Below are 16,369 nucleotides of genomic sequence, written 5' to 3'. Positions count from 1 at the left end.
TTTAAGGAGGCATCGTTTTGAATACAATAGGTGAAGTTTTAAAGAGTAGACGTGAAAGATTAGGTATGACTCTTAATGAATTAGAGCAACGTACACAACTTAAACGTCATACTTTAGAACAAATTGAAAATAATGAATTTAATCAATTACCTAACAGTAATTATACTGAAGGTTTTATTAGAAAATATGCCAGTGTTGTGAATATCGAGCCTAATCATTTAATTGAAGTTCATCAAGATGAAATACCGGACAATCGTATTCAATTAGATGATGCGATTCATTCATTCGCTAATAAAGAAGCACCTCCTTATAGAAGAAAGTCGAAAGAATCTTTACAAGTAGTAGTCATTATTGGATTAGTTATCTTGGTTACACTTATGTTGTGGATTATTGCAGTACTATTATTTTAGATAAAAAAGTATTAGAAATGAGGATTTTAAATGAATATACCAAATCAGATAACGGTATTTAGAGTTGTACTTATACCAGTATTTATCTTATTTGCATTAGTCAATTTTGGTTTTGGAAAAGTATCATTCCTAGGTGGATATGATATTAAAATAGAGCTTTTAATAAGTGGTTTGATCTTTATCATTGCATCATTAAGTGATTTCGCAGATGGCTATTTGGCTCGTAAATGGCAATTAGTTACAAACATGGGGAAATTTTTAGATCCATTAGCTGATAAGTTATTGGTTGCTAGTGCATTAATTGTGATGGTACAACTTGATTTAACCAATTCTATTGTTGCTATTATCATTATTGCTAGAGAATTTGCAGTAACTGGACTTAGATTATTACAAATTGAACAAGGTTTTGTAAGTGCAGCCGGTCAATTAGGTAAAATCAAAACAGCAGTTACTATGGTTGCCATTATTTGGATTTTATTAGGTGATCCTTTAGCAACTTGGATTGGATTCCCGATTGGACAGGTGTTATTATATATCGGTGTTTTCTTTACTATTTTATCTGGTATTGAATACTTTTATAAAGGCAGAGATGTATTTAAACATTAATATTTTAGCGAGTTGAAATGACATTTAATTTCAACTCGTTTTTTATTTTGGACTTGAAGAATGATTTGAAGTGTCTAATAACTGAGTAATTCTCATTCTTAGATTTTAATTTTTTAAACGTTTATAATAGTGATATTACTTACATTCAAGTATTAAAAGGGGAGAAATATGTTATGAATATTTCAATAATTGCAGTAGGGTCAGAGTTACTATTAGGTCAAATAGCTAATACAAACGGTCAGTATTTATCCAAATTACTAAACGGAGTAGGTAAAAACGTTGTCGAACATACTGTTATTGGAGATAATCCTGAACGCTTAGAGTACATCATACGACAAGGACTAATGCGATTTGACATGATTGTACTAACAGGTGGGTTAGGTCCAACTAAAGACGATCTTACAAAGCATACAGTTGCCAAAGTATTAAATAAAGAATTAGTTATAGATCAACCATCTTTACAATATATAGAAAGTTATTTTGCAGACCAGGGACAAGTTATGACGCCAAACAATAAACAACAAGCGCTTGTTATTGAGGGAGCTACTGTACTACCAAATAAGAATGGTATGGCTCCTGGTATGTTAGTGGAAATTGAAGATAAACAGGTAGTATTATTACCAGGACCGCCTAAAGAAATGCAACCAATGGCGAAAAATGAGTTGTTACCCTATATTTTAGATGACGATAACGTCATCTTCTCAGAACAACTTAAATTTGCGGGAATAGGTGAGTCCAAAGTTGAAACTATCTTAATGGATTTAATCGACCAACAAACTAATCCTACTATTGCGCCACTTGCAGGAACACATGAAGTATATATCAGATTAACTGCAAACGCTGAAACTGAAGAAGAATGTCAGAAACTAATCCAACCGATGAAAAACGAAATTTTGAGTCGAATTGGTAATTACTACTTTGGATCTGATGATATCAGTATAGAAGAATCAGTGATGGAATGTATGGACACTTCATTTGCAATATATGACGGCGTCACTAATGGTGCATTATATACACGATTGAAAAATGTAGATGATAGACAACTATTAAAAGGTGCATTACCACATTCTTCGCAATTTGTTGATAGCGAATTAAATATAAATGAACAATTATATGAGAGTGCTAAATACGTCCGAGATTTATTTAATGTAGAAATGGGTATGGCATTATTGCACGATGAAAATGAAGTTTATTTAGGAAAACTTGTCGGAGAAGAATTGGAAATTGAGTCATTTAAAATGTCTCAGAACAGAAATTTACTTAGAAGCAGAAGTCAAAATTATGCACTAATTAGATTATTAAAATGGTTAGAACAATCGAAATAAATCAATTACCGTTTAAATTAATAGCACGTTTGTTCGTTTTTGTATAATTAAATCTTGGAATAACGCGAACAAATATTCGCAAAATGCTTGTAATTTTATTTAAAAGCTTGTATAGTATGAATTAAGATATTAAACAGAAAACATTCTCAATTTAGGAGGTCTCGCTTTGGATAACGAACGTCAAAAAGCTCTCGATACAGTAATAAAAAATATGGAAAAATCATTTGGTAAAGGTGCAGTAATGAAATTAGGCGATAATAAAGGTCGCAGAGTTTCAAGTACATCAAGTGGTTCAGTTACATTAGATAACGCATTAGGTGTAGGTGGCTATCCTAAAGGAAGAATTATTGAAATATATGGACCAGAAAGTTCTGGTAAAACTACAGTTGCATTACATGCCATTGCAGAAACACAAAAAAATGGTGGCGTTGCTGCATTTATTGATGCTGAGCATGCTTTAGATCCTGTTTATGCTCAAGCATTAGGCGTAGATATTGATAACTTATACTTATCACAACCTGACCATGGGGAACAAGGTTTAGAGATTGCTGAAGCTTTTGTTCGTAGTGGTGCAGTGGATATCGTAGTAGTCGATTCAGTAGCTGCATTAACACCTAAAGCTGAAATTGAAGGTGAAATGGGAGATACACATGTTGGTTTACAAGCGAGATTAATGTCTCAAGCATTACGTAAACTCTCTGGTGCTATTTCTAAATCAAATACGACTGCTATCTTCATTAACCAAATTCGTGAAAAAGTAGGTGTAATGTTCGGTAATCCAGAAACAACACCAGGTGGAAGAGCATTGAAATTCTATAGTTCTGTTCGATTAGAAGTTCGTCGTGCCGAACAATTGAAGCAAGGACAAGAGATTGTTGGTAATAGAACTAAGATTAAAGTAGTTAAAAACAAAGTTGCACCACCATTTAGAGTTGCCGAAGTTGATATTATGTATGGTCAAGGTATCTCTAAAGAAGGCGAACTGATTGATCTTGGTGTTGAAAATGAAATCGTTGATAAATCTGGTGCTTGGTATTCTTATAATGGGGAAAGAATGGGACAAGGTAAAGAAAACGTTAAAACTTACCTTAAAGAAAATCCTCAAATTAAAGATGAAATTGATCAAAAACTACGTGAAAAGCTCGGTATTTTTGATGGTGACGTAGAAGAAAAAGAAGAAGACGCTCCGAAGTCATTATTTGATGAAGAGTAAAATAAATTAATGTATTGGAAGAGGTCAAGACATAAGTATTTAGGATATGAGCAGAACTGATTGATGAACAAAATTGCTATTAAAATTTTGTTGAATCGTGTGAGTTTCTTGTTCAACAGGCAGTAATCATTAGTTTTCAATTAGAAAACTAACGAATACTGCAGATAAATCCTGCTATTGGGATGCTGTTTATCGGTTACCCAGAGTATAAAAACTTTATGTCTTCACCTCTTTTTTTATTTATATAGAAAACTAAAAGTTAAAAATTAAATCTTGTAATATAAGTATTTAATACATTTATGATACTGATAAGTTCAAATTGATATCTTGACACTTATAAGTGTAAAACCGTACAATTAGTATGTATGATTCTTATATAATTTCATATAATCATATTGATTTTGATATACAGAGCAAACCCTAGATAAAGGAGGTGTTTATGTGAATTTATTAGGCCTCCTACTCATTTTGCTGGGTATAATTCTAGGCGTTGTTGTAGGGTATGTTGTTGCCCGAAATTTATTGCATCAAAAACAAGTTCAGGCTAGACAAACTGCCGATGACATTGTTAATCAAGCACACAAAGAAGCAGACAACACTAAGAAAGAAAAATTGCTTGAAGCAAAAGAAGAAAACCAAGTTTTAAGAGAACAAACTGAAAATGAACTACGTGAAAGACGTGGTGAATTACAAAAACAAGAAACCCGACTTCTTCAAAAAGAAGAGAACTTAGAGCGAAAATCTGATCTATTGGATAAAAAAGATGAGATTTTAGAGCAAAAAGAATCAAAAATTGAAGAAAGACAACAACAAGTAGATGCAAAAGAGAGTAGTGTTCAAACATTAATAATGAAGCATGAACAAGAATTAGAACGCATCTCCGGTCTCACTCAAGAAGAAGCTGTAAATGAGCAACTTCAACGAGTTGAAGAAGAACTGTCACAAGATATTGCAATACTTGTTAAGGAAAAAGAAAGAGAAGCTAAAGAAAAAGTAGATAAAACCGCAAAAGAATTGTTAGCTACTACAGTACAAAGATTAGCAGCAGATCATACAACTGAGTCAACCGTATCAGTTGTAAACTTGCCAAATGATGAAATGAAAGGTCGAATAATCGGACGTGAAGGAAGAAATATTCGAACACTTGAAACACTTACGGGAATCGATTTAATTATCGATGATACTCCAGAAGCTGTCATTTTATCTGGTTTTGATCCTATCAGAAGAGAAATCGCTAGAACAGCTTTAGTTAATCTAGTTTCAGATGGAAGAATCCATCCTGGACGCATTGAAGATATGGTCGAAAAAGCTAGAAAAGAAGTAGACGATATCATTAGAGATGCTGGTGAACAAGCAACATTCGAAATCAATGTTCATAACATGCATCCTGACTTAGTTAAAATACTTGGCCGTTTAAATTACCGTACAAGTTATGGACAAAATGTGCTTAAACATTCAATTGAGGTAGCACATTTATCAGGAATGTTAGCAGCCGAACTAGGTGAAGATGTTACTTTAGCGAAACGTGCTGGCTTACTTCATGACGTTGGTAAAGCAATAGATCATGAAGTCGAAGGTAGTCACGTAGAAATAGGTGTTGAATTAGCGAAAAAATATGGTGAAAATGAAACAATCATTAATGCTATTCATTCTCATCATGGTGATGTTGAACCAACATCTATTATCTCAATTTTAGTTGCAGCAGCTGATGCATTATCAGCAGCACGTCCTGGCGCTCGTAAAGAAACATTAGAAAATTATATTCGTCGTTTAGAGCGTTTAGAAACACTTTCTGAAAGTTATGATGGTGTTGAAAAAGCATTCGCAATTCAAGCAGGAAGAGAAATCCGTGTGGTAGTATCTCCTGAAGAAATAGATGATTTAAAATCATATCGATTGGCTAGAGATATTAAAACTCAAATTGAGGATGAATTACAATATCCAGGTCATATCAAAGTGACAGTTGTTCGAGAGACTAGAGCAGTAGAATATGCTAAATAATTTCTTACCCCTGATCATCGTAAAGGTGATTGGGGGTTTTTATGTTAAAAAAAGTGATTATTGATTTACATCAAATCAATAATCACTTTTTCATATTATGTTAGTATTAAAATTGTTTATTTTAATTGTAAATCTGTTTTTTTCAATTCTTGGATAATTTCAGCTGTGTCATAACAGTTAGTAGCGATGTTAGCGTATCTTTCAGCTAAGCGATATGCATTGATATATAATTTTAAGCTATCTTTTGCGATATCTTCCACATCTTCTGATTTAGATGGGTTAGCACTTACTACTAATTCTGCAAATTTTTCAGGATCGATATTAATAGACATTTATTATTTACAACTCCTAAACTTTTGATAAACATATACTAACATAATATATGTTGATAAAAAAGCAAAGACAGTTATTACTCAAATAAATAATTTTCAAAGAGTACTTTAAATAAAATTATCTATCTATTAAACTTATTTGTATGAGAGGATGAACATGACATGAGAATATTATTTATAGGAGATATCGTTGGTAAGATTGGAAGAAATGCGATTTCAACATATTTACCTAAGTTAAAACAAGAATATCGTCCTACCGTTTCCATTGTAAATGCAGAAAATGCAGCACACGGTAAAGGACTGACAGAAAAAATATATAAGCAATTACTTCGTGAAGGCATTGATTTTATGACAATGGGTAATCATACATATGGTCAACGTGAAATTTATGAATTTATCGATGAAGCTAAAAGAATGGTCAGACCAGCTAACTTCCCGAGCGAAGCACCTGGCGTGGGTATGCGCATTATTCAAATTAATGATATTAAGTTAGCGATTATTAATCTACAAGGTAGAGCTTTTATGCAAGATATAGATGATCCATTTAAAAAGGCTGATGAACTTGTTAAAGAAGCACAAAATGTGACACCTTATATTTTTGTAGACTTTCATGCTGAAACGACATCAGAAAAAAATGCTATGGGGTGGTATTTAGATGGTCGAGTTAGTGCGGTAGTTGGTACACATACTCATATCCAAACTTCAGATAATCGTATCTTACCTAGTGGAACTGGATATATTACTGATGTTGGTATGACAGGATTTTACGATGGCATATTAGGTATTAATAGAGATGAAGTGATAGAACGATTTATTACAAGTTTACCTCAACGTCATGTAGTTCCTGACAATGGTCGAAGCGTGTTATCTGGTGTTATCATTGATATAGATAAGAATGGTAAAACGACTAACATTGAAAGAATACTGATTAATGACGATAATCCTATGAAATTATAGTGCAATGACATGTGACATAACAGTTACAATTAGTTATCGTCCATTAGTATGAATTTAAAAACACGCCACTGTTTACATAGTAATACAGTGGTTCTTTTTGTTATCATTTAATATGAATTAAAACCACAGGAGGCTTATGATATGAAATCACAAATATCATGGAAAGTGGGCGGACAACAAGGTGAAGGTATTGAATCAACTGGTGAAATCTTTGCGACTGCAATGAATAGAAAAGGTTATTTCCTATATGGTTATAGACACTTTTCAAGCCGTATCAAAGGTGGGCACACAAACAATAAAATTCGAGTGTCTACATCTCCAGTACATGCAATAAGTGATGATTTAGATATTTTAATTGCATTTGACCAAGAGACTATTGAAGTTAATCATCATGAAATGCGCGAAGATAGCATCATTATTGCTGATTCAAAGGCGAAACCAGTTAAACCTGAAAATTGTCAGGCACAACTTATAGACTTACCGTTTACAAGTACTGCAAAAGAATTAGGCACTGCATTAATGAAAAATATGGTGGCAATCGGTGCTACATCAGCATTAATGCATTTAGATACATCTACATTTGAAGATTTAATTACTAATATGTTCACTAAAAAAGGTGACAAAGTTGTTGAAATGAATATTCAAGCATTAAATCAAGGCTATCAACTAATGAAAGAACAATTAGCCGATATCAATGGTGACTTTGAATTACAAGAAAGTAATGAAGCACCACATCTTTATATGATTGGGAATGATGCTATCGGATTAGGTGCTATTTCAGCAGGCTCTAGATTTATGGCTGCATATCCAATTACACCTGCGTCAGAAATTATGGAGTATATGATTGCTAATTTACCTAAAGTAGGCGGAACAGTAGTTCAGACTGAAGATGAAATCGCAGCTGCAACGATGTCTATTGGTGCAAATTATGCAGGAGTTAGAGGTTTTACAGCTAGTGCAGGTCCAGGATTGTCATTAATGATGGAATCGATAGGCTTATCAGGTATGACTGAAACGCCATTTGTTGTGATTAATACACAACGTGGTGGTCCATCAACTGGTTTACCAACAAAGCAAGAACAAGCTGACTTAATGCAAATGATTTATGGCACACATGGCGATATTCCTAAAATTGTTGTTGCACCTACTGATGCAGAAGATGCATTTTATTTAACGATGGAAGCATTTAACTTAGCAGAAGAATACCAATGTCCTGTAATTATCTTAAGTGATTTACAATTATCATTAGGTAAACAAACCGTTAAAAACCTAGATTATAATAAAATTCAAATTAAACGTGGTGAACTAATCCAATCTGATATAGAACGAGAAGAAGATGATAAATCTTACTTCCGAAGATATGCATTAACAGGTAGTGGTATTTCACCTAGACCTATTCCAGGAACAAAAGGTGGTATTCATCATATAACTGGTGTTGAACATAACGAAGAAGGTAAGACAAGTGAAGCTGCTACAAATCGTCAACAACAAATGGATAAACGTATGAGAAAAACGAAAAATCTTCTAATAGAAAAACCTGTAGAACTTACTGAAAATCATGAACAAGCAGATATTTTATATATTGGATTCATTTCTAGTAAAGGGGCAATTCAAGAAGGGGCAGAACGTTTAAACAATCAAAATGTTGCTGTTAATACATTACAAATTAGACAATTGCATCCTTTCCCTACAGAAACGATTCAAAATGCAATTGATAAAGCTCAAAAAGTAGTTATTGCAGAACATAACTATCAAGGACAATTAGCAAGTATAATTAAAATGAATGTTAATATTCAAGATAAATTGGTGAATCAAACGAAATATGATGGCACACCATTCTTACCACATGAAATTGAAGATAAAGGTTTAGAAGTTGCCAAAGAATTAAAGGAGTTGGTCTAATTGGCTACATTTAAAGATTTTAGAAATAATGTTAAGCCAAACTGGTGTCCTGGGTGTGGCGATTTCTCTGTTCAAGCGGCTATACAAAAAGCAGCAGCAAATGTAGGACTAGAACCTGAGGAAGTTGCACTCATTACAGGAATTGGTTGTTCAGGTAGATTATCTGGTTATATAAATGCATATGGGGTTCATGCGATACATGGTCGTGCATTACCACTTGCACAAGGCGTAAAAATGGCTAATAAAGATTTAACTGTTATCGCTTCAGGTGGAGATGGTGATGGATATGCTATTGGTATGGGTCATACAATTCACGCTTTACGTAGAAATATGAATATGACATATATTGTCATGGATAATCAAATTTACGGATTGACAAAAGGGCAAACATCACCTTCATCTGCTGTAGGCTTTGTGACTAAATCAACACCAAAAGGTAATATCGAGAAAAATGTAGCACCTCTAGAATTGGCATTATCATCAGGCGCAACATTTGTAGCACAAGGTTTTTCAAGTGATATCAAAGCACTAACGAAATTAATTGAAGACGCTATCAATCATGATGGCTTTTCATTTGTAAATGTGTTTTCACCATGTGTGACTTATAATAAAATTAATACTTATGACTGGTTTAAAGAAAACTTAATTAGTATTGACGATATTGAAAATTATGATCCAACTAATAAACAACTAGCCATTCAAACTGTGTTGGAACATGAATCACTAGTTAAAGGTATTGTTTACCAAGATACAGAAACACCTTCATATGAATCACAAATTGAAGAAATGGAAGGCGAAGCATTAGCTAAAAAAGATATTCACATTTCTGAAGAAACATTTAATGATTTAACAAAACAATTTGTATAACTTTAATGAATTAACCTGAGGCACAATAAAGATGGCTCAGGTTAATTTTATATGTGACTTAAATATTCAAATCATAAGAAATATTTATTTAACTACACATCCTTGATTTTATAAAAATATTTTTATTATTGAAACACTCCAATTTTTGAAATTGAAAAGGGCATTTTCGTTTTTATAAATTTGTTAGTATTATAATGATTTTGTAAATTAGAATTAAAAATATAAAGATGGTGGAATAGAATAACAAGGATTAACTGAGGAGGTATAGGTATGGATAAATATAGTACGATGAATGAATTACAAAAATATACTAATGAAGATAAAGATTGGCATATCGAATCCATAGATAATCATCATGATGTTACTATTCTAGCTATTCATGGCGGTGGTATTGAACCTGCAACTAGTGAATTAGCATTAGTCACTGCACAAACCAATGATTATAATTTTTTTACGTTTAAAGGGGATAGAAGTAAAGGTAATAATGAATTACATGTGACATCTATACACTACGATAATGATACGGCTTGTCAATTGACTCAAAAAAGTAAAAGAGCTATTTCAATACATGGATGTACTGGACATGAATCAGTCGCTTACATCGGTGGGAAAGATGAAGCGTTAATTGAACTTATCACATCAGAACTTGATAAAATTGGTGTGAATGTGGAGCATGCGCCTTCTACAATGTCTGGTAAGCAAAAAGAGAATATTGTGAATCAAACTCGTATTAAGGGTGGCGTTCAACTTGAATTGACGAAATCTTTAAGAAAGCAATTTTTTAAAGATGGAAAAATTGGTCGTAAAAGTAGAGAAGATAAAAATAATTGGGATGATTTTTTATATGATTTTGCTAATGCACTTGCAACAGCACTTGATAAAGTAGAAAATGAGAGTTGAATATAAGTAATCATATAGAACGATATATTATATAAATTGAGGTGCATAAAATGATCGATACACTAATGAGTATTCAAATTATACCGAAAACACCAAAAAATGAGGATGTTATTCCATATGTTGATGAAGCAATTAAAATCATTGATCAATCTGGTTTACATTATCGCGTAGGGCCTCTCGAGACAACAGTCCAAGGAGACATGAATGAATGTTTAATTTTAATACAAAAATTAAATCAACGAATGGTTGAATTAGAGTGTCCAAGTATAATAAGTCAAGTTAAGTTTTATCATGTGCCAGAAGGTATAGAAATAGAAACATTAACTGGAAAATATGATGCAAGGTAAAATAATAATATCTAAAGCATATTCTAACAAATGATAAATTTTAAAATCATAGTGCATAAATGAGGCAGGACCAAAAGCTAGTCATTTTGATATAGATAGAAAAGAGATTTTCTTCGTCAATTTTTCGTATTGATAATCATGCTAGTGGCTTTGGTCTTAGCCTTTTTTGTATGATTGAATGATGACGCTTTTTGCACTTTTGTATTAAATTTAATATAATGTAGAAATGATATATGGGCATATAGAAAGGATTTTTAATAGTGAATGAAGAGCAGAGAAAAGCTGGTACGATAGATATTTTAGCAGAACGTAATCGTAAAGAAGAAAAAGATTATAGCAAATATTTTGAACATGTGTATCAACCACCTAATTTAAAAGAAGCTAAAAAGCGTGGGAAACAAGAAGTTGAATACAATAGAGACTTTCAAATAGATGAAAAATATCGTGGCATGGGTAAAGAACGTACATTTTTAATAAAAACATACGGGTGTCAAATGAATGCACATGATACTGAAGTTATGGCGGGGATTTTAGAAGCTTTAGGTTATAGTGCAACGACTGATATTAACACTGCTGATGTCATTTTAATCAATACTTGTGCAATTCGTGAGAATGCAGAAAATAAAGTGTTTAGTGAAATCGGTAACTTGAAACATTTAAAAAAGGAAAGACCTGATTGTTTAATTGGGGTATGCGGGTGTATGTCTCAAGAAGAATCAGTTGTAAACAAAATATTAAAATCATACCAAAACGTTGATATGATTTTCGGTACACACAATATCCATCGTCTACCAGAAATATTAGAAGAAGCCTACTTATCAAAAGCAATGGTTGTTGAAGTATGGTCTAAAGAAGGAGATGTTATTGAAAATCTTCCTAAAGTACGTGATGGTCATATAAAAGCATGGGTAAATATTATGTATGGTTGCGATAAGTTCTGTACATATTGCATCGTGCCATTTACTAGAGGTAAAGAACGTAGTCGTAGACCAGAAGACATTATTGATGAAGTAAGAGAGTTGGCTAGAGAAGGTTATCAAGAAATTACATTATTAGGTCAAAATGTTAATTCTTATGGTAAAGATATTGAAGGACTAGACTATGGATTAGGCGATTTACTAGAAGATATTTCTAAAATTGATATTCCGAGAGTAAGATTTACAACTAGCCATCCATGGGACTTTACAGATCGTATGATTGAAGTAATTGCTAATGGAGGTAATATTGTTCCGCATATCCATTTACCAGTACAATCAGGTAATAACGCAGTATTAAAAATTATGGGAAGAAAATATACGAGAGAAAGTTATTTAGATTTAGTATCTCGCATAAAAGAAGCCATTCCTAATATTGCCTTAACGACGGATATTATTGTTGGTTATCCTAATGAAACTGAAGAACAATTTGAGGATACTTTAACTTTATATGATGAAGTAGGATTTGAACATGCCTACACGTATTTATATTCTCAAAGAGATGGTACACCAGCTGCGAAAATGAAAGACAACGTACCTACAGAAGTTAAAAAAGAACGTCTACAACGCTTAAATAAAAAAGTCGGAGAGTACTCTCAAAAAGCTATGAGCCAATATGAAAATGAAATTGTCACAGTGTTATGTGAAGGCTCAAGTAAAAAAGATGATTCTGTTTTAGCGGGTTATACTTCAAAAAATAAATTAGTCAATTTTAAAGCACCAAAAGAAATGGTTGGCAAGCTAGTAGATGTTAAGATTGATGAAGCTAAACAATATTCTTTAAATGGTACCTTTATAGGAGAACATCAAAGAGAATTGGTGATGCAATAATAATGTATAACAAAACACAAATACTTTCTAATGCAGATCAATTAGCGCAGAAGATTAAAAACTTAGAAATGATCAAAGAATATCAATCAATTGAATCACAAATTCATAATAATAAAGCGATTGAAAATAAAATGAATCAATTAAAAAAGCAACAGAAGCAATCAGTTAACTTACAAAATTATGGTAAGGAAACGGCATTTCACCAGTCAGAGAATCAAATACATCAGTTAGAAAATGAAATCAATGAATTGCCGATTGTTGAAGAATTCCGTGCATCACAGTACGAAGCTAATGATTTATTACAAATGATGATTAATACAATGGAAAATCGCTTAAATGAGCATAATGAGAACTACCACGATAAATAAATTGGATAAGGAGACAATGCATTGAATATTAGAAAATTAACCATAACAGCGTTATTAATAGCGATTAATGTCATCTTAAGCAGTATCATTGTCATCCCACTTGGTCCAATCAAAGCAGCACCTATGCAACACTTAGTTAATGTACTTTGTGCAGTTTTTGTAGGGCCTTGGTATGGATTAGCTCAGGCTTTAATATCATCCATTTTACGCGTAACATTTGGTACAGGAAGTGTATTTGCATTTCCAGGCAGTATGATCGGTGTGTTATTGGCTAGTTTATTTTACATGTATCGTAAACATATTTTTATGGCTGCAGTAGGTGAGGTTTTAGGCACGGGTATTATAGGCAGTTTGATCTGTATTCCATTAGCATGGATACTTAACTTACAAAACTTCTTTGTAAAACCGCTTATGACTACTTTCATTGTATCTAGTATTATCGGTGCAGCTATTAGTTATGTGTTATTAATAATATTAAAAAGACGAGGCCTCTTAGATCGTTTTCAAAAATAATGATTGAGTACGTATAGTCCAATGTGTAACTGTAATGATTTAGCACATGGGATTATGCGTATTTTTTATGCTTCATTTTAGATAATGGGCTAGATGTGATTGTATATGTTAAAATAGATGAGTTAAATAATACGTAAAAAATTACATAAATTTATTGAACCATATTAATAAAAAGACTATAAAATAAGGGTTGTGAAGAACTTTATGTCAAATGTGACACCAATGATGCAACAATATTTAAAAATCAAATCAGAATATGATGACTGCTTGTTATTCTTTAGACTTGGAGACTTTTATGAAATGTTCTTCGATGATGCTAAAGAAGCATCAAGAGTATTAGAGATTACGCTAACAAAAAGAGATGCCAAAAAAGATAATCCTATACCTATGTGTGGCGTTCCATATCACTCAGCAGATAGTTATATAGAGACGCTAATTAATAACGGGTATAAAGTAGCGATTTGCGAACAGATGGAAGACCCAAAACAAACTAAAGGTATGGTTAAAAGAGAAGTTGTTCGAATCGTAACGCCAGGGACAGTTATGGATCAAGGTGGCGTGGATGAAAAGCAAAATAACTATATCTTAAGTTTTATACAATCTCCTCATGAATATGCATTAAGTTATTGTGATATTTCAACAGGTGAATTGAAAACTACACATTTTGAAGATGAAGCTACATTATTAAATGAAATCACGACTATCAATCCCAATGAAATAGTTATTTGTGAACCTTTATCTGAGAATATGCAACGACAAATTAATATGATTACCGAAACCATAACAGTTCGAGATGAGATTTCAAATCAATATTTTGAAGTGAATAACATCGAACATCAGCACATGCAACAATCAACGCAATTATTGTTAGATTATATACAACATACACAAAAAAGAGATTTATCACACTTAGAAGATGTCCAACAATATGCTGCTATTGATTTTATGAAGATGGATTTCTATGCTAAAAGAAATTTAGAATTAACAGAAAGCATTAGATTGAAATCTAAAAAAGGGACACTTCTATGGTTGATGGATGAAACCAAGACGCCAATGGGTGCAAGACGACTGAAACAATGGATAGACCGTCCGTTAATATATAAACAACAAATCGAAGAACGATTAAATATCGTTGATGAGTTTATCAATCATTTTATTGAACGAGATACATTGAGAAACTATTTGAATCAAGTATATGACATAGAAAGATTAGTAGGTCGTGTAAGTTACGGAAATGTAAATGCACGCGATTTAATTCAACTTAAACATTCAATTAGTGAAATACCTAATATAAAGCAATTATTAAGTCAATTAGATAGCGATACGATTACGCAATTTGATGCACTCGAACCGCTTGATGACTTACTCGAAGTATTAGAGAATAGTTTGGTTGAAGAACCACCTATTTCAGTCAAAGATGGTGGCCTATTTAAATCAGGATTTAATCACCAATTAGATGAATATTTAGAAGCTTCACGTAATGGTAAATCTTGGCTTGCTGAATTACAAGCCAAAGAAAGAGAACGTACAGGCATTAAATCATTAAAAATAAGTTTTAATAAAGTATTTGGCTACTTTATCGAAATTACTCGTGCCAACTTACAAGGCTTTGATCCATCACAGTTTGGATATAATCGTAAACAAACATTATCTAATGCTGAGCGCTTTATAACAGATGAGTTAAAAGAAAAAGAAGATATTATTTTAGGTGCCGAAGACAAAGCAATAGAGTTAGAATATCAATTATTTGTCAAATTAAGAGAACATATTAAAGAATATACCGAGAGACTTCAAAAACAAGCTAAAATCATATCGGAACTGGATTGTTTACAAAGTTTCGCAGAAATAGCTCAAAAATATAATTATGTTCGACCACATTTTAGTGATGATAAAACATTAAAATTAAAAAATTCTAGACATCCAGTTGTTGAACGTGTCATGGATTATAATGATTACGTACCTAATGATTGTGCTTTAGATAATGACACATTTATTTATCTGATAACGGGCCCTAATATGTCTGGTAAATCGACTTATATGAGACAAATTGCAATTATTAGTATAATGGCTCAAATGGGTGCGTATGTACCTTGCGAATCTGCGACATTGCCAATCTTTGATCAGATTTTTACTCGTATTGGCGCTGCAGATGATTTAGTTTCAGGTAAAAGTACATTTATGGTAGAAATGTTAGAAGCTCAAAAAGCATTAACCTATGCTACTGAGGATAGTTTGATTATTTTCGATGAGATAGGAAGAGGAACGTCAACGTATGATGGTTTAGCGTTAGCACAAGCGATGATAGAGTATGTCGCACAAACCTCACATGCTAAAACGCTATTCTCAACACACTATCATGAACTGACGACATTAGATCAGCTATTACCATGTTTAAAAAATGTGCACGTAGCGGCTAATGAATATAAAGGAGAGCTCATCTTCTTACACAAAGTTAAAGATGGTGCGGTTGATGATAGTTATGGTATTCAAGTAGCGAAACTTGCTGATTTACCTGATGAAGTCATTCAAAGAGCACAAGTTATTTTGAATGATTTTGAACAAAAATCTGATAGTCCTGAACCTCAGATCGTTCAAACTGAATCATATCAAGCTGATGAAACTAAGGCACCTAATAAAAAGGCAAATCATGACAAGTGTGATGAGAAAGAAGCATCATTTGAACAAGCCGCATTTAACTTATTTGAATCGGAAACACAACAAAGCGAAATTGAAGCGCACATCAAATCATTAAACTTATCAAACATGACTCCAATCGAAGCATTGATAAAATTAAACGAATTACAAAATCAATTAAAATAGAGG

15 protein-coding genes are annotated in these 16,369 nt (G+C 32.6%); 14 read left to right on the top strand and 1 reads right to left on the bottom strand.

What is annotated here, in order from left to right:
* The first annotated feature begins 17 nt into the window (after positions 1-17).
* The 5 genes from ssp1_RS07490 (at position 18) to rny (ending at position 5,555) form a co-directional block, all read left to right on the top strand.
* The gene (locus tag ssp1_RS07490; protein WP_002450529.1) at positions 18-410 is read left to right on the top strand and encodes a helix-turn-helix domain-containing protein; all 393 of its coding nucleotides are present in this window, start codon (positions 18-20) and stop codon (positions 408-410) included.
* A gap of 30 nt (positions 411-440) precedes the next feature.
* On the top strand, positions 441-1,016 hold the full coding sequence (gene pgsA, locus ssp1_RS07485; RefSeq protein ID WP_002450528.1) for a CDP-diacylglycerol--glycerol-3-phosphate 3-phosphatidyltransferase: 576 nt from the start codon (positions 441-443) through the stop codon (positions 1,014-1,016).
* A gap of 173 nt (positions 1,017-1,189) precedes the next feature.
* A complete protein-coding gene (locus ssp1_RS07480) occupies positions 1,190-2,341 on the top strand; it encodes a CinA family nicotinamide mononucleotide deamidase-related protein (protein WP_075777954.1) in 1,152 nt (383 codons plus the stop codon).
* A 166-nt stretch (positions 2,342-2,507) separates the two neighbouring features.
* Positions 2,508-3,554, top strand: a complete 1,047-nt coding sequence (gene recA / locus ssp1_RS07475; RefSeq protein WP_002451246.1) for a recombinase RecA — start codon at positions 2,508-2,510, stop codon at positions 3,552-3,554.
* 441 nt (positions 3,555-3,995) lie between these two features.
* Positions 3,996-5,555: a ribonuclease Y gene (rny, locus tag ssp1_RS07470; RefSeq protein ID WP_118828167.1), complete on the top strand. Its 1,560-nt coding sequence runs from the start codon at positions 3,996-3,998 to the stop codon at positions 5,553-5,555.
* Between the two features lie 116 nt (positions 5,556-5,671).
* Here the strand turns inward: rny and ssp1_RS07465 are convergent, their stop codons facing one another.
* The gene (locus ssp1_RS07465) at positions 5,672-5,887 is read right to left on the bottom strand and encodes a hypothetical protein (RefSeq protein WP_002451248.1); all 216 of its coding nucleotides are present in this window, start codon (positions 5,885-5,887) and stop codon (positions 5,672-5,674) included.
* Positions 5,888-6,049: 162 nt separating this feature from the next.
* Here ssp1_RS07465 and ssp1_RS07460 point away from each other — a divergent pair, with 162 nt between their 5' ends.
* From ssp1_RS07460 to mutS, 9 genes are all read left to right on the top strand, one after another.
* Positions 6,050-6,844 (top strand): TIGR00282 family metallophosphoesterase, encoded by a 795-nt coding sequence (locus ssp1_RS07460; protein ID WP_075777955.1) that lies wholly within the window; start codon positions 6,050-6,052, stop codon positions 6,842-6,844.
* Between the two features lie 141 nt (positions 6,845-6,985).
* Entirely contained in the window at positions 6,986-8,746 is a 1,761-nt protein-coding gene (locus tag ssp1_RS07455) for a 2-oxoacid:acceptor oxidoreductase subunit alpha (RefSeq protein ID WP_075777956.1), read from the top strand.
* Positions 8,747-9,613, top strand: coding sequence for a 2-oxoacid:ferredoxin oxidoreductase subunit beta (locus ssp1_RS07450; RefSeq protein WP_002451251.1), 867 nt, complete (start codon positions 8,747-8,749; stop codon positions 9,611-9,613).
* 270 nt (positions 9,614-9,883) lie between these two features.
* Positions 9,884-10,513, top strand: a complete 630-nt coding sequence (locus ssp1_RS07445) for a poly-gamma-glutamate hydrolase family protein (RefSeq protein ID WP_049425167.1) — start codon at positions 9,884-9,886, stop codon at positions 10,511-10,513.
* A 50-nt stretch (positions 10,514-10,563) separates the two neighbouring features.
* Entirely contained in the window at positions 10,564-10,860 is a 297-nt protein-coding gene (locus tag ssp1_RS07440) for a thiamine-binding protein (protein WP_075777957.1), read from the top strand.
* A gap of 260 nt (positions 10,861-11,120) precedes the next feature.
* Complete coding sequence (miaB, locus tag ssp1_RS07435) at positions 11,121-12,665, top strand: tRNA (N6-isopentenyl adenosine(37)-C2)-methylthiotransferase MiaB (protein WP_002451254.1); 1,545 nt, start codon at positions 11,121-11,123, stop codon at positions 12,663-12,665.
* 2 nt (positions 12,666-12,667) lie between these two features.
* Positions 12,668-13,033, top strand: a complete 366-nt coding sequence (locus ssp1_RS07430) for a YlbF/YmcA family competence regulator (protein WP_002451255.1) — start codon at positions 12,668-12,670, stop codon at positions 13,031-13,033.
* A 21-nt stretch (positions 13,034-13,054) separates the two neighbouring features.
* Positions 13,055-13,546, top strand: coding sequence for an energy coupling factor transporter S component ThiW (gene thiW, locus ssp1_RS07425; protein WP_075777958.1), 492 nt, complete (start codon positions 13,055-13,057; stop codon positions 13,544-13,546).
* 204 nt (positions 13,547-13,750) lie between these two features.
* Positions 13,751-16,366: a DNA mismatch repair protein MutS gene (gene mutS, locus ssp1_RS07420; RefSeq protein WP_075777959.1), complete on the top strand. Its 2,616-nt coding sequence runs from the start codon at positions 13,751-13,753 to the stop codon at positions 16,364-16,366.
* Positions 16,367-16,369 lie beyond the last annotated feature (3 nt).

This window comes from Staphylococcus sp. M0911, assembly GCF_003491325.1.
Lineage (GTDB): Bacteria > Bacillota > Bacilli > Staphylococcales > Staphylococcaceae > Staphylococcus > Staphylococcus warneri_A.
The sequence above is the reverse complement of the archived record's forward strand: the minus strand, read 5'-3'. Positions and strand labels throughout refer to the sequence as shown.

Bases quoted from the DNA above. Each gene is read 5' to 3' on its own strand.
- ssp1_RS07445 (WP_049425167.1), top strand. From the start codon at position 9,884: ATGGATAAATATAGTACGATGAATGAATTACAAAAATATACTAATGAA.
- ssp1_RS07430 (WP_002451255.1), top strand. From the start codon at position 12,668: ATGTATAACAAAACACAAATACTTTCTAATGCAGATCAATTAGCGCAG.
- ssp1_RS07455 (WP_075777956.1), top strand. From the start codon at position 6,986: ATGAAATCACAAATATCATGGAAAGTGGGCGGACAACAAGGTGAAGGT.
- ssp1_RS07480 (WP_075777954.1), top strand. From the start codon at position 1,190: ATGAATATTTCAATAATTGCAGTAGGGTCAGAGTTACTATTAGGTCAA.
- pgsA (WP_002450528.1), top strand. From the start codon at position 441: ATGAATATACCAAATCAGATAACGGTATTTAGAGTTGTACTTATACCA.
- ssp1_RS07440 (WP_075777957.1), top strand. From the start codon at position 10,564: ATGATCGATACACTAATGAGTATTCAAATTATACCGAAAACACCAAAA.
- mutS (WP_075777959.1), top strand. From the start codon at position 13,751: ATGTCAAATGTGACACCAATGATGCAACAATATTTAAAAATCAAATCA.
- ssp1_RS07465 (WP_002451248.1), bottom strand. From the start codon at position 5,887: ATGTCTATTAATATCGATCCTGAAAAATTTGCAGAATTAGTAGTAAGT.
- ssp1_RS07460 (WP_075777955.1), top strand. From the start codon at position 6,050: ATGAGAATATTATTTATAGGAGATATCGTTGGTAAGATTGGAAGAAAT.